We start from the raw sequence: 25,250 nt of genomic DNA, 5'->3' as shown, positions 1-25,250 counted from the left end.
TCTCTACTTGTAAATTTAATATAGGATCAAGCCCTATTTTCCATGGCTTGTTGGATGGATGTTGCGAATTGGCCTCCGATTTGAGACGAAAGCTGCTCATAATCGATTTCGGGGCTGCTTACCGTAATTTGTACCGCACCTGGTGGAACGGATATGTTAATAGAGTTCATTGCAGGAAAGTTCGAGACCGGTGCTTGTGAAGAGTTTGCAATCGGGTTGTTAGCAACTGGAACGGGCAAAGAAACGGGGTCTTCTTTCTTTTTCTTCTTTTTTCCCCAACCGAACCATCCACCGACTTTGTCGGCGAGCCCTCCGAGTTTTTCGCCTACATTGCTTCCCCCAAGTCCTCCGAGCGCACCGCCAATCAAACCGCCGATTGCCGTTCCGATAACGGGAACAACAGATCCGATCGCCGCACCTGCTGCCGCTCCGGCCGCTGCTCCTCCCCAGCCTCCAACCGCGCTGCCAATGGCTTTATTTCTTTCCTTGCCGGGCTTCGCGCCGAAAATACCCATCACATCAGATACAACACCTAATGGACGAGAAAGTTTACCAGCAAATTTGGAAGCTGATTTGGCAAAAGAACCTATTTTTAACCCTTTCGAAAAAAGTTTTGACATAGTACTTGGAGATTTGTTCATGGATTCCACAGCTTTCCCAGAGGATGAAGCCATGAAGCCCATGAAGTTATTTGGGGTAGAATTTCCCTTGAATAAATTCTTACCTAGACTTTTAACCCTACTAAACAGTGAAGGTTTGGAAGATTTTAATGGTTTACCGTCCATACCCTGAAATGACCGAGGCGGTTCTTCTGCTTTATTACCAAACATTTTCGAAATAAATCGTTTAGCATTTCCAGGACGACTTGGCTTTGAAGGAGTTGTAATATCCTGTTTTACGGGAGCTTTGGAAATTTCGCCAAGGGATTTGTTGGTGAATTTACGTAACCTCCCATAACCCTTGCCAGCTATCTTGCCCAAACCATCTGATACCAAATTGGCAATCACATTATCAAGGATTCCATTGAACCTATCGTCACCACCGGACGAATTAACATTTACCGTAATCCCATCTAAAGACGTTTTTGCTTTGTCGGCAATTGCGGCGGTATCAAAAGCATTAATAAACGAGTCGGAGAATACTTTACCTGCTTCTCCGCCCGCGTTTTCAAAGACCGACAGATCCATCTTCAGGCCAACGTTTATAAAGATAGGACGCTCTTTGGAAACAATACTATCGAAGAATGAACTTATTTGATTGAGTTTGCCTGTCACTTTATCACCTAAAGTAAATACCGGCTTAATTCTCAATCGTCCTAGCTGCTCGCCGCGTTTTTGCAACTGCCCTAGGTATTTTGCCAAAGTGCTTATCGATTGTTTGGTTTGATCGAACGATTCTCCAATGAGACCTGTTTGCGCTTCAGCCACACCCTCACTCTCCCCTCTGGCCCGACATCGCTTTCTCCGATTCCCATTCCAACTCCATGCTAGCCATCAAGAATAGCTGCTCGCCGCGCGGGAGCCGCCAGAAATCTCCGGGGCGCAGATGATGGCGAACCCAGAATGCATGAAGCATTCCGGCTAGCGCCCCGGATTGAATTAGTTTTTTACGTCTTCAAGCTCCGTGTTGAAACCGGACAGATCCAGAACAACGTCTCCGAGCGCCGACAATTCGCCGGCTAACAGAATCCTCTTAATGACTTCTTCCGCACCGCTCGCGCTGTACTTGGTTAGAAGCTGAGGATTGCCCCAGTTGGGGCTAATCGTGGAAGCGGCAATCAACGATACGTTAAATAGCTCTTCGTCCAGTCTCTCGATCGTTTGACCACGCTTCTCCTTGCGCTCCGTGCAGCGTTCCCGAATACTGAAAACTTGCTTGCCCGTGAGGCCGCGAATTTTCACCGGAATATCCATCCGCTCCAAGCGAACAGTTCGTTCGGGCAAAGTATCCGCGTCCAAGAGCCGCTGCAAAATCTGATCTTCCGTCATATTATCGATAGACATTCCCATGCACCTCCATTTTTTAGCCCGCCACGACAGGATCGAGCAGCAAGTAGCCCTCGAATGTAAACGCCGTTTCTTCCGCAACTTCTTCTCCAGCCGTCCAATTGGCCAGTTGCAGCTTGTCCGGCATGCAATTAATCAGCTGGATACGTTCGAAGCCATAGGCCTCCGGGTCAGACAGCTTATTGATGATGTTGAATTTCGTGAAACCTCGGTTAATCATATCGCTCGTCACCTTGTAGCCGCTCATCGTGCCGGTACCCTTTTTCGCGCCGAGCTTGTGGGTTGTCCATTCCATTCCCGACAGCTTCAGTTCGCGCTTCTCAACTTCCACGGAAGCTTCGAGATGGTTGATATTCGTCTGCCACACCCCGTCGATAAACACTTGCCCATACGTTCCAAGAATCGCTCTAGTAGGATCCATCATCTTTGTTCTTCCTCCTTATCGCACGATAAACGTGCTGAATATTTGTTCCATAACGTCGGTAAGACGCGCTTCCCATTTCAGGAATACTTGATCGGACTCCGGAACGATATCCGGATCGGTATACACGTCAAAGCCTTCGGCTTCAATAATGCCCGCTTGAGCCAGAGACTGCATGTACTGCTTGCAAGCGCCGATCAGAGCCAGACGCCCTTCCTCGGTGTTGTTAACTTTGCCGATATAAGAATCTTCCGCCGTGCGCTGAAGATCGGCATTGATGCTATCCATCACGCGGATCGTGCGGATTTTTTTCCAACCTACGCTCTGACCTTCCCGAAGGGTAGCCAAGCTGTTAATACCGCGCAATGCTTTTACCGATCGACCATCGTGGATAAGCAAGAATACACCGCCACGGACAGCTTGCTCCTGTTCAGCCCGGGTCCATCTCCGCGTTACGTCTTCGAAAGGCGCTGGTGCATAAGTCGTAGAAGCGCTCAGACCTTGTCCGGCAATAAGACCTGCCACATATGAAGTAAGCTGCGCGGAGCTGTAAACTATGTCGGCCAGCTTGCCCCCTGTCCCAACATTGACAACACCTTCGTGATTAAAAGCCGTGCTTCGGGCAACAGCTTTGCTAACCGCGTCCGATGCCGTATCATCGGAGGCCGATCCGCCTAGTACCGCGATTACACCCTTTCCTTCGTTCCGAATGCGCGCGATCCATGAAACAACACTTGCATGAAGCGTCGCATCCGACACTCCGTCCAAGAAAACGACGTTAAAATCCCGCGTCTCGAAATCGCTCAATGCGTTAACATAATCGGCGTTAGCAACTCCGGTCAAGCCGGAAATACCGCCGGCCATCGCGGCTCCCGTTACGTTAGCCAACGTACCGTTGCCATCGGCAAGCTTCGTGGCGACAATCCATTTATTGCCTGGATCCCCATTAATCGCATTTGCCGCATTAAGAATGGAGCCCCCGGCAAACGTAAACGTACAAAGCAAGGTCGCGCCTTCGAAGAGCTTCAAATCCTTTTTGCTGGAATCGACCGGATTGACCTGCACAGCAACCTTGAAACTATTGCCGCGAGCCCCCGTATACTTGGCATCAAGTTTAAGTACGTTAACGGGAGTACCCGTTGTATCCGCCAAGGTAATCGTCGCTGTCGCTTCAGTCCCGTCGGTCAACCGATAAGCAAGCAGTTTCTTGGCTCCACCTAACAGTGCCAGTTTAAGCGTTGTATATGCCGTAGCCCCATTCGTCTCAGCACGAGTAAACGCCTCCGCGATATCCGCCTCGCTTGCGATGTCGACAAACTGTCTGACCGGCCCCCAATGCGCCCTCACCGGAGCAATCGCAATCCCTCTTGAACCAGGCTGAATAGCCGCAGTCGCCGCTGCGCGAAAAGCCATATAAAATCCCGGCAATACCGGTTTATCCGTTACGCTCCAAGTTCCTCCCGCCATCTTACAGCACCTTCCTTTTCATAAAATGTCCGACCAAGCGTTTAGCTTCATCGATAGTAAATTGATCTTGAATCGTTCCGTGCAATGCACCCGCAGCAGCTTCAGAATTTACTGAAAAAAGCGCTTGAGCATTCTGTACAAGCTCATCTCTGCTATATTTGTCATCGCCGTACTCAGGTTTCTTGTTTGCCATTTGTACCACCTCGTTTATAGATTCGGATGAAAATGAATTTTCCGCATGGTCGGACTGTTTTCCGTTAGCCTCTGGTTTCTTCTAGATAACGTTATCGAAATCTGTCCGTCCAACATCGCATCGCCTTTAAGGTCGACCACCGGATTTAATACGGTTAAATAACGCCGATTCGCAATTTCGAGCGGGATTTTAATAGAGGCATTCAAGCCTTCTACTAATTGGTTCACGACTAACGTCTGCTCATTCAGCGTTCGTCCGATCACATGCCCGGCAAAACGCTTCCGAGCCTCGAATCCTGCACGATTTCCTTCAAGCGCCTCAACACCTTCCAAACGCCATAGTACGGAAGGACATAAGTAATTAAGCGGCCAGCGTTCGCGATAAACATGCCATCCATTACCAAGCAAGCTGGAAGTCCAGTTCGATAGCGCAACAAGCCACTTATCTTCCTCAACTGTCTCCGCCTGTGCCACGGGCTGAGCAGCGATAACCGAGAATAGAAGCCCCCGAGTAAGACCGTTCCGATCGGGATCGACTTTGTCCGCGCCGACTGTCCCTTGATATTCGCAAGTGAATACCTCGTTCGTGTCCGGATCGGTAATGACCTGACCATCCAGAGCTAACAGGATTAATTCAGTGAGCTCGTCCACATCAGCAAATTCCGTCTGCGCTACATAAGGCCATACTTCGAACTGAGTGCGAAATCCCGTCCAACGGCTTTCATCCGTAACGGCTCCCTGAACAAGCAAGACATACGGTTTTTCGAGGGTGGAAAAGGATTCATGCGCTTCGACTACCCTGCCGCCAATGGCCGGAATTTCCTGCACTAATCGTTGATGGATGCCCCTCCTCATAGTTGAAGCCCATAACGATCAGGTAAGATATGCTTTGCCATGTTAATCCTCCTAAGAATGAAATTGTCCTCTCACTATTAGGTGGCAACCGTACGACATCAGCCTACAAGAATGAGGATGCTGCTAACGTTGTCCGTCACTTTCCGTTGGGCTCGTACCATATAAGTGCTCACGCTGGATTTGCTGATGTTGAGGAGAGCGGCGATTTCGGCAAAAGAGTAACTTTCTCCGTGGGCGAGCATGTAGCAGTTGCGTTCCCGTTCGGTTAATCCTCTGAGGGCGGCTTCGAGCCGAAATCGGTTTTCCGTCGCTTCCTCATCCATAGGGCGGGATGTCAAAGTCACATTTGGCGTCATCGGCATCTTGGCGGGATCCATCAGAACCTCACGTTGATAACCTGCACGCCGCTCAATGCCTCTCCGGTTTCCTGGCCGCCTGCCTGTCTCCAGCCATTCGATAACATAGGAGCAGCTTGCGATCATTTCGATGACTAGTCGGCGGTCCTTATCTAGAGCGAGAATTTCATTCATCGTTTCAAGCGACCTGACAGGCTCCAACCGGCTGATTCGCACCGACAGCTCGTCCGCTTTGCGAAGCAGCATCCTGCGCGTATCCAAGTAACTCTCTAATGTGGCCGGACCAAGATTCGTAATCTGAATGGTTTTCATAACTCCACTCTCCTATGATTTATTTTGCCAATTTGGTAAACTAAGTTGATGAAAAAAACTAAACATCTATTACAGCATTTCGCAGCAACCCCGTAACTTCCGTTTAGTTCAGCAATTTATTACCAGAACGGTAACATAACCCCACTTTACATTGCCAATTAGGCAAAGTCAACAACAATATTTCCATTTTGGCAAAATAAATAGTTTTACCAATACGGAAAAAGTGGTATACTAGGTTTACTCCTAATAAAGAAGGAAGATAACCATGTCGTTGGGTGTTCGTCTTCGAGAACGACGCGAGAAATTCAATAAAACGCAACTAGATGCAGCCAGGCACTTAGGCATAAGCAATGTTCAGCTATCGAGATACGAGTCGGACGACCGCAAGCCGGATCCGGAAATGCTTAGCCGTTTTGCGGAGTATTACCGTACTACGACGGATTACCTGCTCGGACGGACGAACAACTCAGCATCTGAATTAAACGATTCCCCAAGTACGGCCGAATACCCGGCTTTCGAGGAATTCATCAATAATCCCGATCACGGGGTATTTTTCAAGGATTACTTGAACGCGCCTGAAGAACGGAAAGAGGAAATGCGCCGCTTCTGGGAGTTCATTCAGGAGAAGGAAAAAGGCAGAAAACCCGGAGATCGGCAAGTAAAGAGCTAAAGTCAGCCAAGCCCGCATGGGCTTTTCTTTTCCTCATCAATACGAACATACATTCTCATTACGAGGACGGGACTATGTACAGATACTATCGAACGACCCCATTGGAACAATGGATCGAGCAAACGTGGATCAAATCCGGAATCGTTACCCCCTCTCACCTGAACGTGGACGAAGTGGCCATGCGGTTGGACGTGTGGGTTCATTACATGAAGGATACAAGCCGCGCTCTCGAGTATATGGGGATGCGGTCCATTCTGATCGACAAAAGACAGGATCGCGATGCGCAGTGGGAGGATTTCTTGCATGAGCTATGCCACGTTCTTCGTCATGCCGGCAATCAGACCACGATGCCCCGCTTGTTCTGCGAAGGACAGGAGGCGGAAGCCAATAGGTTCGTGCTGTATGCGGCGATTCCTTTTTTCATGCTGCGGCACCTGAAGCTCCCCGAACGAATGGACGAAGCGGCGGCGTGCGTCTCCCTTCATTTCGGTGTTACCTACGAGCTGGCTCGCAAAAGATTGGAACAGGTCCAGCGCAGAACGTTCGCGGCTATTTTATGGGAAGAGGCGCTTAAACGGGAGTCTGATAATCTGAGCAGCCGCGAATCGGCTTCGCCAAGAACAAAAAAAGCGGCCCTGTGAGGGGCCGCGATAAATAGCTATAAGGCCAGTTGCCTAACTAGCAAATGTTTCCTAGCTCTGCCATGCGGGTAATGGAAAATAAAGTATTAAATATAACGGTGGTGATTAACGTGAGGGACATTAGAGACGCTATTCACGCTCTAGACGACAATCATCTGATCAACAAGTTCAAAGTTGCTTCCGAGCAGTCTCCCGATGATGAATTCATCCAGATTCTTCTGGAAGAGATCAAAAACCGTGAATTAACGATCGAAGAAGTCTTAGTCCAGCCCCAGTTTCACTAACCCCTCCCACTTCATATAGTTTTCGCAGCCTGCAGAGATGCAGGTTCTTTTTTTATGCTGAAAATCCCGCCTCGTGCAAAAATCCCCGCACGGCCTCAGCGGCCATACAGGGATTGATTTACGAAAGTTTAGGTGGTGCCGACTAGAGGACTTGAACCCCCAACCTACTGATTACAAGTCAGTTGCTCTACCAGTTGAGCTAAGTCGGCGTGTTATGTATTTCTTGCTCACGAATTAAGATATTACCATGACTCAACGCAATTAGCAATGGTAAAATGTGGTGCTGATGAAGGGATTCGAACCCCCGACCTACGCATTACGAATGCGTTGCTCTACCAGCTGAGCTACATCAGCAAATCCTATATTAGGATAGTTATTTCTGATGCAAAAGTCAAGGATTCTTGCTCTGGATTTTTTTACCACATGGAACCGTGCTTACCCAATTCCGTGCTCCCCCGTCGACCCTCGCATTAGTTGGTGGGAATCTAGATGGAAAAACTCCCGCTAGTTTCATTAAAAAACCGATATTCGTAAGACTGGTTGGAAAAGCTCCCGCTAATTCTCTTGAAATGGCTCCTTAAAGGCGAATCGGTTCAAATTAGCGGGAGGAAATCCATAAAGTTTCAGCACTCCCACCAAACCCATGAACCTCGACTATTTTTTAACCAAATATTAGAGGAGGGACTAGTCAGGTCCCCCTATGATTTACTCTTTGAGTATTCAAGGCCAAAAAAGTACCCTCATCTAGCTAGAATCTGATTCACATGAAGCACGAAGGCCAAAAAGGTGCCTTCATTGAGCTAGAATCTGATTAACATGAAGCACGAGGGCCACAAAAGTGCCTTCACCAAGCTACAACCTGATCCACATGAAGCACGAAGGCCAAAAAGGTGCCTTCATTGAAGCGGGAGACAACGTCCTGACGTCTAAACAGAACCTCAAACCAAATGGAACACTTTATTCGACCGGCTCTCCGGCGCCGATTCCTCTGATGCCCCCGCAAGAATGTTGCCGGTCTTGTCGGTTCCTACGCTGCTTATCATCAGATCCAGCTGGCGCTTGAGATCGACTTCGTATGGCTGCGCCAGCAATTTGCCGTCCGGCGTCCGAATAACGCGAACGATTGGCCGTTGCTTGCTGTCTTCGTGCAGGGCGGAGACGACGCCAAGCTCGCCCGTGCTCAGACGAACCGTTGTTCCGCGCGGGAACAGGGCCATGTTGTCGCGGAGACGGCATACTTTGTCCATATCATAAAGCGTACCGGCGCCTCCGTACAACACTTCGAGCGCTTCATGCGGAAGCATCGGAACTCCGTTGCCGCGGCCGTTAACGAGCGTATCGAACATATCGAAGATGCTGATCCACTGATGGTGCGGGTGAATTTTCTTGCCTTCCAATCCGAATGGGTATCCGCTGCCATCTACACGCTCATGATGGAATAAGGCGCAATGAGCTGTCATCAACGGGAAGCCGCTGTCGCGAAGCAGCTTGAAGCCTCGCTCTGCGTGGGTCATGTACATTTTATCGTTTTGAGTTACCCGTGCTTGCAACCCGTCAGGCAGCAACAGACGCCCGATATCGTGCAGCATCGCCCCCATGGCCAAAGCTTGTAAATCCTCGCCTGCTAATCCTTCATCCAGGCCAAGGCGGGTCGCACATACTCCGACGTTCATCGCATGCTCCAGAAAATGCTGCTTGTCCCCGTCCGTTAACGTCGTCGTTAGATGAACCGGCAAGCACAGGTGATTACGACGGGTTTTCAAATCATCCACCAACAGCTTCGATGCATCAAAACAGAACCGCACGACCGCGGAGGATAACTTCTCTCTCCCGTCGCTGATCAACTCGTCCATGACGTGCGTCAACGCGCCGTGCAACACAATAACCGTTTCGTCGCGAATCGCTTGGTCGGGAGCGATATCCTCTGTACCTTTCTCTTCGATATGAAGATAGGGCAGCCCCATCTGCTGCAGCTTGTTAATCGCATGGTCCGTAAGAACGAAACCCCGTCCCGCTAATACATGCCCTTGCTCTGTATAAATAGATCTGCCCAGCTTCATTCCCGCGCGGCATTGACTCGTATGCATAATAATCATTCTATCGCACTTCCTCTCAACTCACGGGACAAGCGATTGCCCCGAGCTTATGTCCTTATCGTAAAGGAAGCCTCCGTCATATGACCAGTGACGCTTGTCACTTATCCGGTCATGAATATTAAAGGGGAGCAGCCGAATGCGCACTGTTCAAAATGGGATGTTGTTCTATAATGGTAAAGAAAGGGGAGAGGCGCATGCTAAGAGTATTGATTGCGGACGACCAAACTTTAATGAGGGATGGCTTGCAGACGATTCTACAGCTGGAGGACGACATCGAGGTGATCGCCACGGCCGAGAACGGGGAAGAGGCCTGCAAGCTTGTCGCTATCCACCAACCGGATTTAGTGCTTATGGATATCCGCATGCCCGTCATGAACGGGATCGAAGCCGTCAAGAAGCTGCGTGTGGATTCGCCTCAAACCAAAGTGTTAGTGCTTACGACCTTCGATGAAGATGAATATATCATTGATGCCTTAGCCAGCGGAGCTGTAGGCTTTCTATTAAAGGATATTCCTACCGAGAAGCTGCTCCAGGCCGTTCGCGATGCCGCGCGCGGAGAGATTATGCTTCCTTCGTCGATTGCCGTTAAACTAGCGGCGAGATTGACGGCGCCGGCTCCAGGACGCCACCCGCTTCCCCGAGCGCGAGGCAAAACCTCCGAGCTCAAGTTCACGAATCGGGAAATGAGCATCGTTACCTTAATGGTCGAAGGCCGGAACAATCGGGAAATCGCCCAATTATTGTTCATGAGCGAAGGCACCGTCAAAAACTATATAAGCGCCATATACGATAAAATCGGCACGAATGATCGTACGCAGGCGGTTATTTGGCTGAAAGACATGACTGTCATATGACGCGCGTCACTGTGACAAAATGTTTCATGCCGTTAAAATAGAAAGAGACGAAATACTTATCGGGTTGCATCCTGCTTGGGGGAATGAAGGTTGGTCGGCAGCGCCTTGCGAAATCATTTTCCGTTATTGCGTACAATGGCGGTATTGCTTGGGTTCCTCGTTCTTATCGGCTGGGGTCTAATCTCAGTGGGGCGAAACTATGACAAGACCGGCATGAAGACGGAGGCTTGGCAATGGGCCCCTGCCCATTCCTTCCATGACTCGGCTCCTCCGCAAGACGGATGGCTTCCTTACGCAAGCAAACCTAGTATCCAAGGTACCGGCCAGGTCTACTGGCTGAAAGTACCTCTCGAGCGAAACCCTGTGCGCGATCCGCAGTTATTGATTTTCAACGCCGTTGCCCTTACTGTTTTCGACAAAGATAAGCATCTGTTTACATACGATCCTAGCGAGCATCACCATCGCCTAAACCTGTTCTACCACTGGAATCTGGCTTCCCTTCCAACCCCGCTGCCATCCGAAGTCGAGATCCTGTTCGATAATCGCGGTGGTTCCCGCCCTCTGCCTTGGATCCAATTATTAGGCAAAGGCGACCTTATCGCCCATCTCATTCAGAAGGACACCTATTCGTTCGTGCTGGCCGGCCTTTTCCTGTTCAGCTCGTTCGTCGCGATTGGACTGTACTTCGTTCGCAGAGACAGGCTTCATCTTTATTTTTCCTTAATGGCTTTGTGCGGCTGTTATGCCTCTAGCGTCCGTAATTATTTGCTGCAAATTTTCTGGGATCAGCCCTGGCTAAGTTACATGGAACTGGCTATTTTCCCGCTCGGCGTATTCGGCTTCGTCAGCATTATGAACGAAGTATTCGATTCTAAGCATACCCGGACGTTGCGTAAAATACGTTGGATTATCCTCGGCTTTACCATCGTTACGATAATCAGCGCGGTTTTCCTCGATATCGTTTGGTTCGGATGGCTGCTTAGCTATCCCTTGTTGACAATGTTCCTTATTACCGCAGCCATTGTTCTCCATTCCATCTGGGCGGCTTATCAAGATAGGCAAGAACCCGAATCCGTCTGGATGCTTGCCGGTTTTTTCATCGTTACCTCCGTTGCCCTGATCCACGTTCTTCGCACTTATATGCCGACTTTCTTCGGATGGGTACAGGATAATATTCCGCTTTTGTACGACTTCCCGTTCGACATTCTATCGATCGCTTTATTCCTGTTTCTGGTTTGTCTAATCCGCATCATCGTGTACCGCTTCGGCATAATGAACGATCAACTCAAGGCATTTAATCAATCCCTGGAATCCAGCGTGCAGAAGCGAACGGCGGAGTTGCGGGATAGAGAGCTAGAGCTTCAAGAGGCGAGCACCCGGCTGAGCCATACGATGAGGGAAACGGCGGAAGCCATCGCTTCATCGATGGTGCTTGAAGAACGGCACCGGATTACCGGCACGATTCACGATACGATCGGTCACTCGCTGACCGCAACGATCGTCCAGCTGGAAGCAGCCAAACGTTTGCTCGCACGAGATCCGAAGCTGGCGGAAGAGAAGCTTGATGCATCCCAGGGCTTGGTCCGGCGCGGCTTGGAGGAAATTCGCAGCTCCGCTCGCCTGATGAGGGATGATTTCTCCCATTATGATCTGCAGGCCGCCATAACCACGTTAATTAACGAAGCGGAACAAACGACGGGAGCTTCCATTCAGAGCCGTATTAGCCCGTTGCCTGACTCCTTAACGACACTGCAGAAACGGGTGCTTTTCCAAGCGTTGCAGGAAGGCATTACAAACGGTTTACGACATGGGGGAAGCAGACATTTTCAATTCACGCTGGATACGGACGGTTTCACGGTCTGGTTCCGACTGATCAGCGACGGTCTGACTTACATGCCTTCCGCTTTCGGTTTTGGGCTGAAGGCCATGTCCGAGCGGGTCGCCAATCTGGGCGGAATCATGAACGTCACTCCGGGCAATCCCGGTTGCGTGCTTACCTTATCTTTACCCTATGCCGAGCGGCCAATCGGATTGCTTGAGGGGGAACGATGACGATGCGATTTCTGAAAACCCACATCCCCCTCCTTCGCACGATGCTTATTTTAATTACGCTTCTGCTATTCATAGGTCTGGCGCTATCCGCCTTTCAGCAACGCAATGACAGTTCCATACAGCTCAGAGTCGATAGATGGCAGTGGGCGCCAGCCTTAAATTACGAGGACAATCCATCCCCGGCGGACGGCTGGAAAACCTATATGCCCGGCCAAGTAATACCCGCTACTATATATTGGCTTAGAATTCCGCTGCCTAGGGTCGATTGGGAAGATCCCTATCTCAGAGTTTTGAACGTGGGGAGCCTCAAGGTTTATGACGGCAAACAAATTCTTTTCTCTTACATTTTATCGAAGCATAACAACCGCATTAACAGCGCCTTCCATTGGAAAATGGTCAAGGTTCCCTTGCCGTTGCCGGATCACTTGGACCTGCTCGTACGGTATACTTCCACCCACCCGGTATCCGCATTTGTAGAGATCGGAGATAAATCGAGCCTGCTCACCCAAACTCTCCACGAGGATCTGGATAATCTCATTCTAGGCGCGCTGCTCCTATTCAGCGGCTTTATCGCGCTCGGACTATATTCGACGCAGCGGGACAGGCTTTATATTTATTTCGCTCTACTGGCTTTCGCCGGCGGATATGCCGCACTCGTTCGCAATTTCCTGCTGCAAGTCATATGGAACAACCCGTTGTTAGGTTATTTCCAAGATGCCTGCATGCCGATAGGAACTTTCGCGTTCATCGGAGCCTTGGAGCAAGTATTCCCCGGCGTCCACCGCCGAACGATCCGTTTTCTGCGGTGGACGATGCTAAGCTTTTCCGTTCTGACGTTCGTTTCCGCGGTGTTTAGCGCTCATTGGTACGCTTTTTCGATGAGATTTTTCGCTCCTTTATTTATTATCGTGTTCGTTTCCGTCTATTGGACAATCTGGTCCGCTTACCGGAATAGGAAGGATCTTGAAACCATCTGGATTATGGCCGGATTCACTTCCTTGGCTACTATTGCTTCGATTCATATGTATCGTTTCGTGCTCGTTAGTTATTTGCCTATTGGATTCACCGACCGAATGTCTTGGGTATATCGATTGCCCGTCGATTTGTTATTCTGGGGTTTATTCGCTTTCGTCATCTGCCTGATTCGAGTCATCATGTATCGATATACGGCGATGAACCGGCAGCTTCTGGAGTTCAACCGTTCCTTGGAAAATATCGTCCAAACCCGTACCCATCAGATTCAGGAAAGAACGGAACAGTTGGAATTGGCTCATCAACGACTTGCGGCATCGATGCGGGAGAACGCCGAGGCGCTTGCGGAAGCGATGATACTGGAGGAAAGGCACCGCATAACCGGAAGCATACACGATACGGTAGGACATACCTTAAGCGCCACGATTATACAACTGGAAGCGGCTAAGCGCCTTATTCCAAGAGATCAAGCGCTGGCCGGGGAGAAATTGGACGCTTCGCAGGGGCTTGTTCGCAGAGGTTTGGAGGATATTCGGCAGTCGGTCCGTTTGTTGCGCGAGGATGCCGCCTATTACGACTTGCCAGGCTCCATTGGCGCGCTTATTCGTGAGACCGAGCAATCGTCGGACTGTATTGTCGAGAGTCATTTCGGATCGCTCCCTCCGAATTTGAGTATTTTGCAGAAAAGAGTTTTATTCCAAACGCTGCAAGAAGGGTTAAGCATTGGAACGAAGCATGGTCACGGCTCCCCTAATCGGTTTCTTTTTATCGTCAAAGCGGATTCGGATGCGATTCGCATGCAGCTTATTCATCAAGAGCATACTTACACCTCAGCGGATATCGGATTCGGCTTGCATGCGATGACGGAGCATGTTTCCCGATTAGGCGGAACGATTGCCGTTGATACGGATTCGACGGGGTTTGTCTTGAATTTGACCTTACCGCTTGCGGGAGTCGATCACTGGGTCATTTGACGGCGTTTCAACGAGTCCATGCAGCGGGTAAAATAGAGTATGAGAAGGAGGGATCCCATGACCTTTCAATCCATACTGCTTGCCTACGACGGTTCAGATACATCGAGAAAAGCCGCCGTAGCCGCATCCGAGCTAGCCGATCGATTTCATTCCAAGGTGGAAGCCATTCATGTCATGCAGCCGCCTGCCCCGACAGCGATGTTGGAATTGACAATTCCGACAACACTAGATGTGCAGGAGCAATGGAAAGATCAAGCACGCCGCCTGTTAGATGAAGCGCAACATCTATTGGGTAAATCCAACGACCCTCTCACCACTTTGTTAGAAGGGTCGCCAGGACCATCTATTGTTGAATACGCCGCTAGAATTAATAGCGAGATGATTATCGTTGGACATCGTGGGCTAAACCGTCTGGAGGAAATCCTTATAGGAAGCGTCAGCCTATATGTCATCCGCCACGCCCACTGCCCGGTAATGACTATTAAAGATTAATATCAATGGCAGGCCTGTCTGGGTACGCACTCCGTTCCCCTGTTACGGTAAAAATGGCTGTACCAGTAGCTTGCTTGTGGAAATGGAATGCTGTTACGGCCTTTTGGGCCGTTTCACTGCCTAGAATCCATTAAAGTATAGGGAATTCTCATCTGAAAAGGCCTTTTTGACCGTAACAGCGCATCTTTGACATTCCTTCGATGCTGTAAAGGTGAAAATGACCGTTACGGCATCATGCGCTATCCCATTTCATCCGCATCAAGAATCGCCTTCTACAATTGCGCTGGAGTTTTCAAACCCGATATATCGATTATAATGGCCGTTATTGCATGTCTTCCGCAGCTGCAGCCCAGCATATGGCTTTCGGAATTGACCGAGGCTTCAATATGCCGTTAGATGAAATTACGAATGCGAAATATATTATATTGGCGGGTACGAACATTGCCGAATGCCAACCGACGATGATGCCCTATTTACTTGCAGCCAAGAAGCAGGGCGCCATCATCGTCACGATAGATCCCCGCAATACGATGACCTCCAAAATCGCCGACATACACGTGAGACTCCAGCCGGGATTCGATTCCGTTCTGGTCAACTCCCTATTGAACGTTATGATAGAAGAAAAGTTGTATGACCCTCTTTTCGTTGAACAACGCACCTCGGGTTTGGACTCGCTCCCCAATGCCGTTAAAGACTTTACCCCGGACAAAGTAGAGCAATATACCGGAGTACCCGCCAAGGTCATACGAGCGATCGCTCGCGGTTTCGCGAAAGCAGAGACGGGCATCGTCATGACCGCGCGCGGTTTGGAGCAACAAGTTAATGGCGTTGAACATACGCTTAACTACATTAATCTCTGCTTGCTTACAGGTAAAATCGGTCGTACCGGCTGCGGTTTTGGAACCGTAACGGGGCAAGCGAACGGCCAGGGCGGACGGGAGCATGGCCAGAAAGCGGACCAACTGCCCGGCTACCGATCCATAGAAGATTCAGCCGCACGGGAATATGTCGCAAGCATATGGGGAGTTCGCGCTGAAGAGTTGCCGGGCAAGGGCGTATCCGCATACGAGCTGTTCCATCTCATGGAAACAGGCGAGATCAAAGCTCTGATTGTTTTAGGTTCCAATCCCGTCGTTTCCAGCCCGAATGCAAGCCGCGTGCTCGCTGCTATGTCCAAGCTGGAGCTGTGCGTCGTCGTCGATTTGTTCGAGACGGAGACGGCCGCTTGCGCGGATTGGCTGCTTCCCGGATCGTCCTTCCTAGAAACCGAAGGTACGCTCACTAACTTAGAAGGACGCGTCTTTCACCGCGCTCGCGTATTCGGCACCCCGCCAGTGGCAATGGAAGATTACGAAATCATTTGCGGTTTGGCGGAACGGCTCGGGGCTGGCGCTTATTTTCAATATAAGGACAATGAATCTATCTTCAACGAGTTATGCTTGGCAACCAAAGGCGGCAAAGCCGACTATAGCGGACTTTCCTATAACCGGCTTATTGCAGAGAATGGAGTATTCTGGCCATGTCCCTCATTGGATCACGGCGGAACGCCAACGATGTTCGAATCGACTTTCCACCACCCGGACGGGAAAGCTCGCCTGCATGGCATTAAACCGGGAATACCCGCGGAAACGCAGGATCGCGAATACCCGTACCTGCTTACGACGGGCAGAGTCGGAAGCCATTACTTAAGCGGAACGCAAGCTAGGCGAACGGAAGGGCTTTTGCGCAAAACGCCGGTTCCCGTAGCCGAAATCCATCCAACTACGTTGTTCGTCCCCTTCCATTGGGGCGGCAAACAGTCCGTTAATTTCTTGACGAACGATGCTCTTCACCCGATAAGCCGGATGCCGGAATTCAAGATTGCCGCAATTCGGGTGGAGCGGGCCCCATCCGATAACGAGTAAATCTATTCTCTGGCCAACACAAGTTAATACCGAACCGTACTTCCCTCGCCTGCATAAAATGGGATGACAACAGCCCACTAGGCGAAGGGAAATGAAGATGAACGGTCAAACCTTAATGCTCCCGATCCGCATTCGGAAGATGACAGCCAAGAACGTTAAGATCAACGTTCCTTACGTAACGGGAGGTACGACATCCGCCGCGGCGAATGCCTTGAACAAAACTATCGCATCCGCGAATCAAGCCTTGCTTAAAGCACAAGGTTTTCCTAGCAAAGATATTCAGGAGATGGACGGTACTTTTGAAATCAAGACGAACGAAAGAGGCGTACTGAGCCTGTCGTTACTCAATTATGCATTCACCGGCGGAGCTCACGGGAATACGCTGCAGAAATCGCTAACCTTCGATGCGAATACCGGACGCAGCTACACGCTGGGACAACTATTCAAGAAAGGCAGCAACTACGAACCCCGTCTGAACGCGATTATCCAAGCGCAGATCAAAGCAAGGCAGCTCCCGCTCCTAGTAGAATATCCGGGTATAACTCCCGACCAAGATTTCTATATCGCCGACAAATCGCTGGTCATCTATTTCCCGCTGTATGCCATCGTTCCGTATGCTTGGGGATTCCCATACTTCCCGATCTCCGTATTCGATATTCAAGATATTATCGACGAGGAAGGACCATTGGGCATATTGATGTATTAAATGAACGATAGGACAACACAAAAAGCGCCGCCCTCGGACGACGCCTTACAGTAAAAAATCATATTGCCTTTTTCCGTGCAAAATACGTCTGATTTGCACCACGTCACCCACGACCACGTAAAACACGAGATAGCTATGCACCACTAGCACACGATAACCTTTCAACCGAAGGATTGGATTTTTAATGAAAGGATGCCGGAACGGCAAGTCTGCAAGCGATGCGATCTGTACAGTAATATCATCATAAAGCTTGTAGTCGTCAAATAATGCTTGTTCATTAATATAATCGATAATCTCTTGTAGATCCCTCATCGCGGTGGGGAAAATCAGCACTTTATATTTTTCCACGAATGTTTGACCTTAACTTCCGGGCAACTTCCGAGAAGTCCTCTCCGACAGCACCGTCGGCAATTTCCGCTTCGGCTTCTGATAGTTTACTGTATAATTCAATTAAGGCTTGCTGACGCTCATACTCCTCGATAGACATGACTACCATATCACCCGTACCATTTTTGGTAATAAACACAGGCTCACGTTCTCTGTGGCAAAATTCAGAAATTTCATTCGCATGATTGCGCAAATCAGAAATTGGGCGAATTGTAGGCATATACGTTCACTCCCATAGCAGTTTCTATGTATGGAATTATATCATAATTACAAGCGAAATATACGCTATATTATGAGCAAATATTACGAAACCAACTATATTGAAGGTTGAGTTCGAAAGCGTAGAGCAGCAAAAAGCGCGTCCTCCTCATGAAAACATAAGGAGGACGCGCTTTTGTTATGCGATTACCATTTCCCCGCATCGATCTCCGATGGCGTCAGACCTGCCCAAATGTTCGGCACATCGACGGAGTCCGGATTATCGAATACGAGGAACCCTGTCGGCAAGTATCTTTCGCCGGACGAGGATGAAGGTTTATTTACGATTTCGCCTTTCTCATCAACAAGCACGGTGGATGATCCTCCATCCAGATTGGCGGCGATGACCGCGCCGTGCTCCAGCAATATTTCCTGCGCGTCATACAAGGTCGCTCCGATACTGTAACCGGGCTGGCGACCGTCGATCATGAGGAACAGAATCGATCCGTCTTCGCGTTGCCCCATAACCGTACGCGGCGCAACGCCCCATCCTTCACTGCGATTAGGAATAAGTCCTTTGCCGTTGACGATAATGCGCGGCGAGAAGCTGACCGCTTCGGAGATGCCCAAGTCCATCAGCTCATCAATCGAATATTTACCGGCGAGCATCTTGCCGTTCTTGTCTATGCCAACAATCTGCACGCTTTTTTTGCTGCCTAAACCATTATAGTAGATCTTGCCATGGCTAATAACCAACCCAATAGGCTTAAACCCGTTGCCTCTCCAATTCGGATCGGAGAACCCGCCCGCGTTAACTCCCGCAATAGCGCCGGTCCGTTTGACCATGCTGGAAACCTTTTCTCCGCGCCCGCGCTTCTGAGGAACGACTAGCCGGATTTTCTTCGGATCCCGCACGGTGAGCAGGTAACCGTGATAACCTTTCCCATCCACTTCCTCGACCGATGTGAGTTTCTTCGAGTCTTCATCACCCGAACCCCCATGATCGGCATTTGCCGGAATCGTATGAGTGTCGCGCTCGTCACCCATCTGGTCAAATTCCTTCACGTAAAGAGCAACTCTCTCCCGCAAAGCTTTTTCCCCGATAATATATTTCGCCCATTCCCGGTGCTGGGTCGTGATGATAGAATCCGCGAGTATATATCGGTACTCTTTGCCTGAAGGGGTAAAATAAAACCATCCAGCGAATAATAAAACGAGTATGAACCCGGTCCAGAAAACTCCTTTAATGAATCTCCACAATCCGGATTTTTTCTTGGGACGCAGAACTTTATTTGGACGCGAAGAACTCGCTTTAGGATTAGCGTTTATCGAATTCGACGTCGCTGTTGAAGCTCTTGGTGGCAATGACGAAATGGCGTCCACGCTCCTTTATCTTTTTTTCACACCTCCTATATACGTGGCAAACCGCCATCTTGTTGCGTATTTGCCGTAATCTCGTTCGACAGCCAGCCTTGTCAACCGCACGTATCCGACAACATTTCCCAGGAAATGACGAATAAAGGCCCTATTCGCCGCGCTTAGACGAGTAGGGCCTTCAAAAAACTATTCATTATTTTCCAGCGAGCCTTTCTTACTGTATTTGCGGTCTTTACGGTGAAGATAGTATTGTTCCTTCTCCAATGTAACGGCAATGTTGTACTCCGGAATGCCCGCCGGCGATTCGTATACACCCATTGGGAACAGGACGTTCCCTTCCGGAAAATTCACCGCCAGATTGCCCTGGAGAATATCGGCATAGTGAGCCCGGCCGTGCAAAGTTCCATGCGTATTGTGAAGAACGATTTCCTCGCCGTCCGCAACGGAGTACCTTTTAGCATCCTCCGGGTTAAGGAGCACCGCGGCACGATTTGCGCCATTGAACGCATCCTTCTCTCCGAAAATCATGGAATTAAACTGCTTGCCGCGACGAGTCGTGACGTAAAACTGCCCTTCCCCCGAAACACCTCGCATCGGGATGTCCACGGGAATCAGCCTGCCTTTGCCGTCGGGCGTCGGACATACACCGCCTTCGCACAACCAAGCGCCGCCGCGTTGAAATACGTCGCCCTTCTGCTTCAAGCGCTGAATCCCGTCATATTCCGGAGCCGCTCTCGCAATTTCTTCACGGATCGCATTCGCATCCGCGAAGCCTATGAGCCTCTTAAGCCCCGGCTTCACCCGCGCCGCCAGATCGGCGTAAATATCCCACTCCGCCCTAGCTTCCTCAATTCGCGGACCTTCTATTTCCGGGCTGAAATACACCATCCGTTCCGTCGAGGTCGAAGTTCCCCCGCCCGGCTGCTCATAACGCGTCATGGCGGGGAGCACGATAACCGCTTCCTTAGCGTCCAACAAAGTCGACGTATTCAGAATAATATCCTGATGGACACGCACTTCCAGCGCCTCTAATGCCCGGTGAACGAATTCCGGATCCGGCATCGTCTCGAGGAAATTACCGCCGGACAAATAGTAGAGATTCAGTTTGCGCGGATGAGTGATCGGCAACAGGGCATTTTCCAGAGAAACCCCGACGATATCTCCCGGCCATCTTGGCACGGGAAATCCCCATAGCTGTTCAAGCCGAGCTACATTCCGCTCTTCGAAATCGCCTCCCGGCAAAGCCGACGGCTCCGCTCCCATTTCTCCCGCGCTCTGAACGCCGGAATGACCGCGAATCGGCATAACTCCGCAAAACTCACGACCAATGAAGCCGCGAAGCAGCGCCAGATTAGCCACCTGAGAAATGTTGTCGGTGGCGTGACGATGCTGCGTTAGTCCCATCGACCAGACGAAGACCGCGGACTTCGCTTTCGCGAGCAGTTCGGCTAACTCCTGTATGCGCTCACGGGTCAACCCCGATGAACGTTCGAGCTCTTCCCATTGCTGGGAGTTCACCTTGGCACGCAGCTCCTCGTATCCGCTGACATGCTCCTGCACGAATGTATGATCGATCGCCGATCCTTGTTCCTTCTGCTCCATCTCGAACCAAATTTTCATGACCCCGTGCATAAGCGCGATATCTCCGCCAATATTAACCTGATAGAAGTCATCCGCAAGCTTGGTACCGAATAAAGCGGATTCGGCAATGGAAGGAATCCAATAACCGTCCATGGCCGGCTCCCGGTAAGGGTTGATAACGATAATTTTCGTACCCTTCCGCTTGGCCGCATACATGTACTTGGTGGACACCGGCTGGTTATTCGCCGCAACGCTGCCCCAAAATACGAGCACGTCCGTACCGATCCAATCGCTGTAACTGCAGCTGGAGGCGCCGATTCCAAGCGAGCGTTTCAGCGCGGTTTTGGATGGGGAATGGCAAATACGGGAAGCATTATCGATATGGTTGGTGCCTAGGAAACGTGCCGTCTTGGCGGCCGCATAATATGATTCGTTCGTAATTCCGCGGGCGGTTAAGTAAAATGCCGTTTGCTCCGAAGGCAGCTCGCGGAACTTGGCCGCAATGGTATCCAGTGCTTCATCCCACGTCAGCCGGGAAAAGCTCCTCTCCCCAGGACGCCGAATAAGCGGATACGGTATCCGTCCCAGTTCCCTAAGCTCGGCGCTAGACAGCTTGCGCAGCTCATCGATATCGGCATGCAGACGCTTCGGTTTGATCGCCGACATCGTGTTTAGCCGCAGCACGTTTAATCGGGTCGTACAAATGTGCGGACCGCTTAACGTTTGATCATAAAGTCCCGATACTCCGAGCGCGCAGCCATCGCACACGCCTTGCGTCAGAATTCTCGTGGCATAGGGAAGATTATCCCGGTTATTCCATATCGTTCTCATCGTATCGCGAATATGCTTGGGCTTAAGCTTGCCGAGACCGAATGGAACGGCACTGACCCATAGCTTAGGATTCGGTTTTCCCGGAAGCTTCTGAGGCCCCCGATGTTTGGTCGTTCCCATTGCTGTCACTCTCCTTCATGTAGGCGTTCCGGATAAGAATACACGTTAAACGAACCGTTACGGATGAATCCCACGATCGTAATTCCTAATTGCTCCGCAAGCTCGATTGCCAGTTCCGTCACCGCGGATTTCGAGAGCAGCACCTCGCAGCGCATTTTCGCCGCCTTAAGCAGTACCTCCGAGGATACCCTCCCGCTAAAAGCCAGCACTTTACCATCCATCAATATGTCGTTGCGCAAGCAATGCCCATACAGCTTATCAAGCGCATTGTGTCTTCCGATATCCATCCGGGATAACAGGAGCGTGCCATCCTGATCGAACAGAGCCGCGTTGTGCACCCCGCCCGTTGCTCTGAACAAACCGGATTGCGCTTGCATAGCCCCCATCATACTTAAGCAGCCGGAATAGGAAAGCCTCACTTCTCGACTTGCTATCGCCCGCGCGGTTCTGGCATCGCTATAGAACACGAAGCTTTGCCTGCTTTTGCCGCAGCATGAAGTAAGCACTCGCTTGGAACCGCTTTCTTTAATCCATGCATCCACGCCTTCGATATCCGCATATACCGTCCCCGTTCGATCATCATAGCTCAAATCCGATAAGTCGGAGTAATCCGCAAGCAATCCTTCCGATGCTAAATATCCAACGGTTAAATCTTCGATATATTCGGGCGAGCATACCAGAGTAGCCAATTCTTCTCCGTTAAGCACGATCGTAATCGGCCATTCCGTCACAACCTCGTCGACAAAAGATATAAGCCGACCGTGTTCGAATCGGGTAAGCACCCGGCGTTTCGCAGCAGCATGTGTGGAGTCTTCCATCGGCATCGACACCGCCCCTTTAGAAAGTTCTCTTCCTCCACTATAAAGGTTGGCGTTTGGCGCTTCAACAAATATTGGTATAATGAGGGGGACGAATGACGAGACACAGGAGGAATTCCACTTGAATTCAACTACCCAGTATGAAATTAACGAGCTAGTCGACGGGTTTACCCTTTATGAATTGAAAGACGCAAATACGGATTCGTTAGTTCGGATTTGCCCTGAACGCGGTGGAATCGTGATCGGTTGCCGCCTTCACGGCCAAGAGCTATTGTATTTGGATCGCGAGACGTTCCTGAATCCTCAGGCGAACATTCGCGGCGGAATCCCCGTACTTTTCCCGATAGCTGGCCAGTTAGTGGATGGACAATATGAATGGGCAGGACAAACGTATAAGATGAAAAATCACGGAGTCGCGCGAATCCTCCCATGGGATGTGGAAGCCACGCATACGGACGGCTCGGCGGCGATTACTTTAGTGTTACATAGCAATATAGAGACTTTGGCCGCCTTTCCGTTCGAATTTGAGCTGCGGTTTACTTATCGCCTTCAGGACGGAGCCTTGTCGATCGAGCAGCAATACGTCAACCATTCGCAGCAGGTCATGCCGATGGTTTCCGGTTTTCATCCGTACTTCGCAACTGAAGGCAAGAACCTCACGTACGGAACGGATGCCGCGACAATGCTCGACTATAACGACAAACAAAAAAAGCCTTTCAACGGTTCCTTGAACTTAGAAGGAATGGTGGAATCCGCAGCGCTTCTCGATGCACGCAAACCGGAGATCACTTTCCCGTTAACGAAAGGCCGTAACGTACGTCTGAGCTACAGCGATCAGTTCCGGTATGTTGTCTTATGGTCGGTTGAGGGCAAGCCCTTCGTCTGCGTCGAGCCTTGGACAGCGCTGAACGAAGCTTTGAACGACAAGCAAGAGCTCCTCATGGTCGCGCCGGGAGCGACTCAGAATTTAACTATGCGGATGGAATTCGAGTAATGAACTTATAAGGAGGAAAAAGGATGTTGGATCAGCAGGTGAAGCCGTTGTTACGGAAGTTCGGTCCGACGGATTTGCTCCTATCTCCGCTCGGTCTCGGCTGCTGGCAGTTCAGCAAAGCTCGCGGATTTGTCGGAGGGTTCTGGCCCAAGCTAGACAATACCCTCATTAACGACATTGTACGAGTGAGCCTCGAAGGCGGGATCAACTGGTTCGATACGGCCGAAATCTATGGGGGAGGCGAATCCGAGCAAATATTGGGGGAGTCTCTGCATGCGGCCGGTGATCTGGCCAAGGATGTTCACATCGCCACCAAATGGTGGCCCGGGCTTCGAACGGCTAGCAACATTCCGCGCACGATCGATGAAAGGCTTCGCCGCTTAGGCGGTTTTCCGATCGACCTGTATATGATCCATCAGCCGTTTTCCTTCTCCTCCGTTGCCAGCGAAATGCGGCAAATGGCGAAGCTTGCGAAAGAAGGCAAAATCCATTACGTCGGAGTAAGCAACTTCAATGTAAGGCGAATGAAGGAAGCGGATCGCGTGTTGAAAGAGCACGGTCTTCAGTTGGCTTCAAACCAAGTAAAATACAGCATGCTGGATCGCCGGATCGAACGCAACGGCATTCTTGAAACCGCCCAAGAACTCGGCGCAGCTATCATCGCATATTCCCCTTTGGAGCAAGGAATTCTAAGCGGTAAGTTCCACCAAAATCCGGAGCTGATTCGCAAAGCACCCGGACCTCGCCGCTTCATGAAAGGCTTCAAGCCGCAAAGCTTGCAACAAACGAAACCTCTCATCGACGTCTTGGAAAGAATAGCAATCCATTATGACGCCTCAGCGACACAAGTTGCGCTCAATTGGATCATTAACGCGTCCGGCGATTCCGTCTTTGCCATTCCCGGAGCGTCCAAGTTGCACCATGCAGAGGAGAACGTGAAGGCGATGGGCTTCAGGCTTTCCGAAGCCGAGATCGGCGAGCTAAGCGAAGTATCGGCTCGGGTGGCGTTATAGTAGATAGAAAACAATAAGACCGCCAAGGATTTCCTGGCGGTCTTATTGTTGCTGCTACGGCATATTGATATCCACATACCATTTCCCTTTTACCTTGATTAAATTCATCGTCCCCTCTTCCGTAGACTTCTTCCCTTCTTGCTCAAAGTCGACTTTATAGTTCACGATCGCCGTTTCTCCGTCGATGTTCACGTCTTTAATATCGATGCTGCCCAGCTTCGGCGATCTCTCGTCGAATTGTTCCTCTAAACTTTTAATCGCGGATTCCCTATCTAATCCCTCAGGATTATCTTCCCCATCCTTGACGTAGGTCGATAGATAAGAGAACATCTTCTCAGCGTCTTGTTGCTTAACGGCGTTAAAGAAGCCTTTAACCGCGCGTTCCGGAGTTGCATGGTTGCCCCCGCCGTCCCCCGTGAATTTAATAATAAGGAAGACGAGAACGACCGCCGCCATGCCTACAAGTATGAGCTTTTTCGTTAGATCGGATAACCTTCTCGGCGATGATGCAGGCTGAGTGGCAAAAGAATATTTCATATCCTGAGATTCCTCAGGTGGTGATGGCAATTCCGTCGCTTCCGTTATCTCCGATGCCGGCGGCAATTGCCTAACCTCTGTACCGCAGCTTGGGCACGACACGGCAAGCTCTATTAATTTTTCACCGCAATTCACGCAAT

General features: G+C 50.3%; 26 protein-coding genes and 2 tRNA genes. 11 read left to right on the top strand and 17 right to left on the bottom strand.

Annotated features, from left to right (window positions below):
• Positions 1–26 precede the first annotated feature (26 nt).
• From K7P76_RS01630 to K7P76_RS01595, 8 genes are all read right to left on the bottom strand, one after another.
• Complete coding sequence (locus tag K7P76_RS01630) at positions 27–1,427, bottom strand: hypothetical protein (protein ID WP_232182328.1); 1,401 nt, start codon at positions 1,425–1,427, stop codon at positions 27–29.
• Positions 1,428–1,431: 4 nt separating this feature from the next.
• Positions 1,432–1,575, bottom strand: a complete 144-nt coding sequence (locus tag K7P76_RS01625; RefSeq protein WP_232182327.1) for a hypothetical protein — start codon at positions 1,573–1,575, stop codon at positions 1,432–1,434.
• A gap of 23 nt (positions 1,576–1,598) precedes the next feature.
• Positions 1,599–2,003, bottom strand: coding sequence for a phage tail assembly chaperone (locus K7P76_RS01620; RefSeq protein WP_232182326.1), 405 nt, complete (start codon positions 2,001–2,003; stop codon positions 1,599–1,601).
• 19 nt (positions 2,004–2,022) lie between these two features.
• Positions 2,023–2,430 (bottom strand): phage tail tube protein, encoded by a 408-nt coding sequence (locus K7P76_RS01615; protein ID WP_232182325.1) that lies wholly within the window; start codon positions 2,428–2,430, stop codon positions 2,023–2,025.
• A 15-nt stretch (positions 2,431–2,445) separates the two neighbouring features.
• Positions 2,446–3,894 carry a phage tail sheath family protein gene (locus K7P76_RS01610; protein ID WP_232182324.1) on the bottom strand — a complete coding sequence of 483 codons (1,449 nt, stop codon included), beginning with the start codon at positions 3,892–3,894 and terminating at the stop codon, positions 2,446–2,448.
• A 1-nt stretch (position 3,895) separates the two neighbouring features.
• Complete coding sequence (locus tag K7P76_RS01605) at positions 3,896–4,087, bottom strand: YqzN/YkzM domain-containing protein (protein ID WP_232182323.1); 192 nt, start codon at positions 4,085–4,087, stop codon at positions 3,896–3,898.
• Between the two features lie 14 nt (positions 4,088–4,101).
• Entirely contained in the window at positions 4,102–4,941 is an 840-nt protein-coding gene (locus K7P76_RS01600) for a hypothetical protein (protein WP_232182322.1), read from the bottom strand.
• Between the two features lie 98 nt (positions 4,942–5,039).
• On the bottom strand, positions 5,040–5,609 hold the full coding sequence (locus tag K7P76_RS01595) for a sigma-70 family RNA polymerase sigma factor (RefSeq protein WP_232182321.1): 570 nt from the start codon (positions 5,607–5,609) through the stop codon (positions 5,040–5,042).
• 265 nt (positions 5,610–5,874) lie between these two features.
• Between K7P76_RS01595 and K7P76_RS01590 the strand changes: the two genes are divergently transcribed.
• From K7P76_RS01590 to sda, 3 genes are all read left to right on the top strand, one after another.
• Positions 5,875–6,279, top strand: coding sequence for a helix-turn-helix domain-containing protein (locus tag K7P76_RS01590; RefSeq protein ID WP_232182320.1), 405 nt, complete (start codon positions 5,875–5,877; stop codon positions 6,277–6,279).
• Positions 6,280–6,353: 74 nt separating this feature from the next.
• Positions 6,354–6,920 carry an ImmA/IrrE family metallo-endopeptidase gene (locus tag K7P76_RS01585; protein WP_232182319.1) on the top strand — a complete coding sequence of 189 codons (567 nt, stop codon included), beginning with the start codon at positions 6,354–6,356 and terminating at the stop codon, positions 6,918–6,920.
• Positions 6,921–7,030: 110 nt separating this feature from the next.
• Positions 7,031–7,204 (top strand): sporulation histidine kinase inhibitor Sda, encoded by a 174-nt coding sequence (sda, locus tag K7P76_RS01580; protein WP_232182318.1) that lies wholly within the window; start codon positions 7,031–7,033, stop codon positions 7,202–7,204.
• A 133-nt stretch (positions 7,205–7,337) separates the two neighbouring features.
• Here the strand turns inward: sda and K7P76_RS01575 are convergent.
• The 3 genes from K7P76_RS01575 to K7P76_RS01565 all read right to left on the bottom strand — a co-directional run bounded on the left by K7P76_RS01575 (position 7,338) and on the right by K7P76_RS01565 (position 9,300).
• Positions 7,338–7,413: transfer RNA gene (locus tag K7P76_RS01575), tRNA-Thr, on the bottom strand.
• Between the two features lie 69 nt (positions 7,414–7,482).
• A tRNA-Thr gene (locus tag K7P76_RS01570) sits at positions 7,483–7,558 on the bottom strand.
• 584 nt (positions 7,559–8,142) lie between these two features.
• Positions 8,143–9,300: an HD-GYP domain-containing protein gene (locus K7P76_RS01565; protein ID WP_232182317.1), complete on the bottom strand. Its 1,158-nt coding sequence runs from the start codon at positions 9,298–9,300 to the stop codon at positions 8,143–8,145.
• 194 nt (positions 9,301–9,494) lie between these two features.
• Between K7P76_RS01565 and K7P76_RS01560 the strand changes: the two genes are divergently transcribed.
• The 6 genes from K7P76_RS01560 (at position 9,495) to K7P76_RS01535 (ending at position 17,254) form a co-directional block, all read left to right on the top strand.
• On the top strand, positions 9,495–10,154 hold the full coding sequence (locus K7P76_RS01560; protein ID WP_232182316.1) for a response regulator transcription factor: 660 nt from the start codon (positions 9,495–9,497) through the stop codon (positions 10,152–10,154).
• A 90-nt stretch (positions 10,155–10,244) separates the two neighbouring features.
• The gene (locus K7P76_RS01555; RefSeq protein ID WP_232182315.1) at positions 10,245–12,206 is read left to right on the top strand and encodes a sensor histidine kinase; all 1,962 of its coding nucleotides are present in this window, start codon (positions 10,245–10,247) and stop codon (positions 12,204–12,206) included.
• Between the two features lie 2 nt (positions 12,207–12,208).
• Entirely contained in the window at positions 12,209–14,152 is a 1,944-nt protein-coding gene (locus K7P76_RS01550) for a sensor histidine kinase (protein WP_232182314.1), read from the top strand.
• Between the two features lie 57 nt (positions 14,153–14,209).
• Positions 14,210–14,644 carry a universal stress protein gene (locus tag K7P76_RS01545; protein ID WP_232182313.1) on the top strand — a complete coding sequence of 145 codons (435 nt, stop codon included), beginning with the start codon at positions 14,210–14,212 and terminating at the stop codon, positions 14,642–14,644.
• 251 nt (positions 14,645–14,895) lie between these two features.
• Positions 14,896–16,548: a molybdopterin oxidoreductase family protein gene (locus tag K7P76_RS01540; RefSeq protein ID WP_309244719.1), complete on the top strand. Its 1,653-nt coding sequence runs from the start codon at positions 14,896–14,898 to the stop codon at positions 16,546–16,548.
• A gap of 91 nt (positions 16,549–16,639) precedes the next feature.
• On the top strand, positions 16,640–17,254 hold the full coding sequence (locus K7P76_RS01535) for a DUF3298 and DUF4163 domain-containing protein (RefSeq protein ID WP_232182311.1): 615 nt from the start codon (positions 16,640–16,642) through the stop codon (positions 17,252–17,254).
• Positions 17,255–17,299: 45 nt separating this feature from the next.
• Here the strand turns inward: K7P76_RS01535 and K7P76_RS01530 are convergent, their stop codons facing one another.
• The 5 genes from K7P76_RS01530 to fdhD all read right to left on the bottom strand — a co-directional run bounded on the left by K7P76_RS01530 (position 17,300) and on the right by fdhD (position 22,572).
• Positions 17,300–17,602 (bottom strand): type II toxin-antitoxin system RelE/ParE family toxin, encoded by a 303-nt coding sequence (locus K7P76_RS01530; protein ID WP_232182310.1) that lies wholly within the window; start codon positions 17,600–17,602, stop codon positions 17,300–17,302.
• Positions 17,589–17,861: a type II toxin-antitoxin system Phd/YefM family antitoxin gene (locus tag K7P76_RS01525; protein ID WP_232182309.1), complete on the bottom strand. Its 273-nt coding sequence runs from the start codon at positions 17,859–17,861 to the stop codon at positions 17,589–17,591. The genes K7P76_RS01530 and K7P76_RS01525 overlap by 14 nt, the downstream gene beginning before the upstream one ends.
• A gap of 185 nt (positions 17,862–18,046) precedes the next feature.
• Positions 18,047–19,213, bottom strand: coding sequence for a phosphodiester glycosidase family protein (locus K7P76_RS01520; protein WP_373692328.1), 1,167 nt, complete (start codon positions 19,211–19,213; stop codon positions 18,047–18,049).
• A gap of 189 nt (positions 19,214–19,402) precedes the next feature.
• Positions 19,403–21,748 carry an FdhF/YdeP family oxidoreductase gene (locus K7P76_RS01515; RefSeq protein WP_232182308.1) on the bottom strand — a complete coding sequence of 782 codons (2,346 nt, stop codon included), beginning with the start codon at positions 21,746–21,748 and terminating at the stop codon, positions 19,403–19,405.
• A 5-nt stretch (positions 21,749–21,753) separates the two neighbouring features.
• Entirely contained in the window at positions 21,754–22,572 is an 819-nt protein-coding gene (gene fdhD, locus K7P76_RS01510) for a formate dehydrogenase accessory sulfurtransferase FdhD (protein ID WP_373692320.1), read from the bottom strand.
• Positions 22,573–22,687: 115 nt separating this feature from the next.
• On the opposite strand from fdhD, the gene K7P76_RS01505 reads away from it, so the two are divergent.
• Positions 22,688–23,560, top strand: a complete 873-nt coding sequence (locus K7P76_RS01505; protein ID WP_232182307.1) for an aldose epimerase family protein — start codon at positions 22,688–22,690, stop codon at positions 23,558–23,560.
• Positions 23,561–23,583: 23 nt separating this feature from the next.
• Entirely contained in the window at positions 23,584–24,573 is a 990-nt protein-coding gene (locus K7P76_RS01500) for an aldo/keto reductase (protein WP_232182306.1), read from the top strand.
• A gap of 54 nt (positions 24,574–24,627) precedes the next feature.
• Here K7P76_RS01500 and K7P76_RS01495 read toward each other — a convergent pair whose 3' ends face one another.
• Positions 24,628–25,245, bottom strand: coding sequence for a nuclear transport factor 2 family protein (locus K7P76_RS01495; RefSeq protein WP_232182305.1), 618 nt, complete (start codon positions 25,243–25,245; stop codon positions 24,628–24,630).
• Between the last annotated feature and the right edge of the window lie 5 nt (positions 25,246–25,250).

The sequence above is a fragment of the Cohnella silvisoli genome (genome assembly GCF_021190915.1).
GTDB lineage: Bacteria > Bacillota > Bacilli > Paenibacillales > Paenibacillaceae > Cohnella > Cohnella silvisoli.
This window is presented reverse-complemented; position numbering and strand designations above follow the sequence as displayed.

What these genes read in the sequence shown, in the direction of transcription:
- K7P76_RS01625 (WP_232182327.1), bottom strand. Translation starts at nt 1,575, where the DNA reads ATGCTTCATGCATTCTGGGTTCGCCATCATCTGCGCCCCGGAGATTTC.
- K7P76_RS01620 (WP_232182326.1), bottom strand. Translation starts at nt 2,003, where the DNA reads ATGTCTATCGATAATATGACGGAAGATCAGATTTTGCAGCGGCTCTTG.
- K7P76_RS01615 (WP_232182325.1), bottom strand. Translation starts at nt 2,430, where the DNA reads ATGATGGATCCTACTAGAGCGATTCTTGGAACGTATGGGCAAGTGTTT.
- K7P76_RS01610 (WP_232182324.1), bottom strand. Translation starts at nt 3,894, where the DNA reads ATGGCGGGAGGAACTTGGAGCGTAACGGATAAACCGGTATTGCCGGGA.
- K7P76_RS01605 (WP_232182323.1), bottom strand. Translation starts at nt 4,087, where the DNA reads ATGGCAAACAAGAAACCTGAGTACGGCGATGACAAATATAGCAGAGAT.
- K7P76_RS01600 (WP_232182322.1), bottom strand. Translation starts at nt 4,941, where the DNA reads ATGAGGAGGGGCATCCATCAACGATTAGTGCAGGAAATTCCGGCCATT.
- K7P76_RS01595 (WP_232182321.1), bottom strand. Translation starts at nt 5,609, where the DNA reads ATGAAAACCATTCAGATTACGAATCTTGGTCCGGCCACATTAGAGAGT.
- K7P76_RS01590 (WP_232182320.1), top strand. Translation starts at nt 5,875, where the DNA reads ATGTCGTTGGGTGTTCGTCTTCGAGAACGACGCGAGAAATTCAATAAA.
- K7P76_RS01585 (WP_232182319.1), top strand. Translation starts at nt 6,354, where the DNA reads ATGTACAGATACTATCGAACGACCCCATTGGAACAATGGATCGAGCAA.
- K7P76_RS01565 (WP_232182317.1), bottom strand. Translation starts at nt 9,300, where the DNA reads ATGATTATTATGCATACGAGTCAATGCCGCGCGGGAATGAAGCTGGGC.
- K7P76_RS01560 (WP_232182316.1), top strand. Translation starts at nt 9,495, where the DNA reads ATGCTAAGAGTATTGATTGCGGACGACCAAACTTTAATGAGGGATGGC.
- K7P76_RS01550 (WP_232182314.1), top strand. Translation starts at nt 12,209, where the DNA reads ATGCGATTTCTGAAAACCCACATCCCCCTCCTTCGCACGATGCTTATT.
- K7P76_RS01545 (WP_232182313.1), top strand. Translation starts at nt 14,210, where the DNA reads ATGACCTTTCAATCCATACTGCTTGCCTACGACGGTTCAGATACATCG.
- K7P76_RS01535 (WP_232182311.1), top strand. Translation starts at nt 16,640, where the DNA reads ATGAAGATGAACGGTCAAACCTTAATGCTCCCGATCCGCATTCGGAAG.
- K7P76_RS01525 (WP_232182309.1), bottom strand. Translation starts at nt 17,861, where the DNA reads ATGCCTACAATTCGCCCAATTTCTGATTTGCGCAATCATGCGAATGAA.
- K7P76_RS01515 (WP_232182308.1), bottom strand. Translation starts at nt 21,748, where the DNA reads ATGGGAACGACCAAACATCGGGGGCCTCAGAAGCTTCCGGGAAAACCG.
- fdhD (WP_373692320.1), bottom strand. Translation starts at nt 22,572, where the DNA reads ATGCCGATGGAAGACTCCACACATGCTGCTGCGAAACGCCGGGTGCTT.
- K7P76_RS01500 (WP_232182306.1), top strand. Translation starts at nt 23,584, where the DNA reads ATGTTGGATCAGCAGGTGAAGCCGTTGTTACGGAAGTTCGGTCCGACG.